Annotated in this window: 1 pseudogene; it reads right to left on the bottom strand. The window is 33.9% G+C overall.

The features are described from left to right. Positions 1-482 (bottom strand): annotated as a pseudogene (locus CCZ01_RS09885) (hypothetical protein); the annotation flags it as partial. Positions 483-1090: the final 608 nt, after the last annotated feature.

A 1090-nucleotide genomic window follows, 5' to 3' on the forward strand; every position in this document is an offset into this window, starting at 1 on the left:
AAACCTACCTTATCCATTAACTCATCAAGGTTGTAGTTTCCATTTTTGAGTAAGTCTTTTTTTGCAAGTTCTATGATTTGAGATGTCTCATTTTGCATATCATCTTGTATATGGGTTTTATTTGTGGTAGAATTGGGTTGTGGAGTTGGGGCTTTATCAATTTGTTGAAACTCTGGCAGAGAATTGAATGTCCCAATAGACCTGCCCCTTATAGAATTTGCGTTATTGACTTGCCTTAGTATTTCTCTCTTTTTGTGTGTAGGTATGCCTGTGATAAGCAATTTATCATCTTGCTCTGTTACCAAAACATAATACAAGTTTTTATGTGATTGAAAACTTTTTATATATGTTTTTCTTCCCTCGTGGGTAAGCTCCAAATCCCATTTTTTAAGCGTTGGTTCTACTAAGCTAAGTGCATTTAGCCTTCGAAAGCTATCTTGTTTAGATTCTAAATGCTTAATAAAATTTTCTTTATTTATCACTTCTTTTAATCCATTTTGGAGAAAATCTGCCTTGCTTAGCTGTGGTGGTAATGCCTCACCTTGTATATGTTCTAGATATGTTATAGCTTGTTCTTTCAAAGCTTATGATGTGCAAAATTTGGACTTAGTAGACCAAGCGACCTATCAAAAATTTGTAGATGATGTGTTAAGCACAGATATACAAGCCTTCAGACAATCCCCTAAATTTTACATATTGCAAATATGAATGATGAGTTGGTGGGATCTTTGGGGTTAGATTCTACTCAAGTGTTTTTGAGAAAAGACGACTTACACCATTCATAGAACAAGGAGAAATGAAAATAGGAAAGAATCGTGCTTTTATAGAGACGAAAAATGATAGAGCCCTGATGGCATTAGATTACAAAGGCGATGATAGTAGGAAATGGATTGTTATAGCATATAAACAAGACGCCCCTAATCCAGCTAAACCGCACTCAATTAAAACTTCAAACTATTACCTTAAAATCGTCCATATAAAACCTCTTATACGATAAATTGAAGTTTTAGAGTCAAAACAGTAAAATAAGAATGTGTTTAAGGGGTAACTTTCTTTTTATGCAATCTAGCGTAGAAAGGAGGTTAAAGAT

This window comes from Helicobacter monodelphidis, from assembly GCF_003288845.1.
In the GTDB taxonomy this organism is placed as follows: Bacteria; Campylobacterota; Campylobacteria; order Campylobacterales; family Helicobacteraceae; genus NHYN01.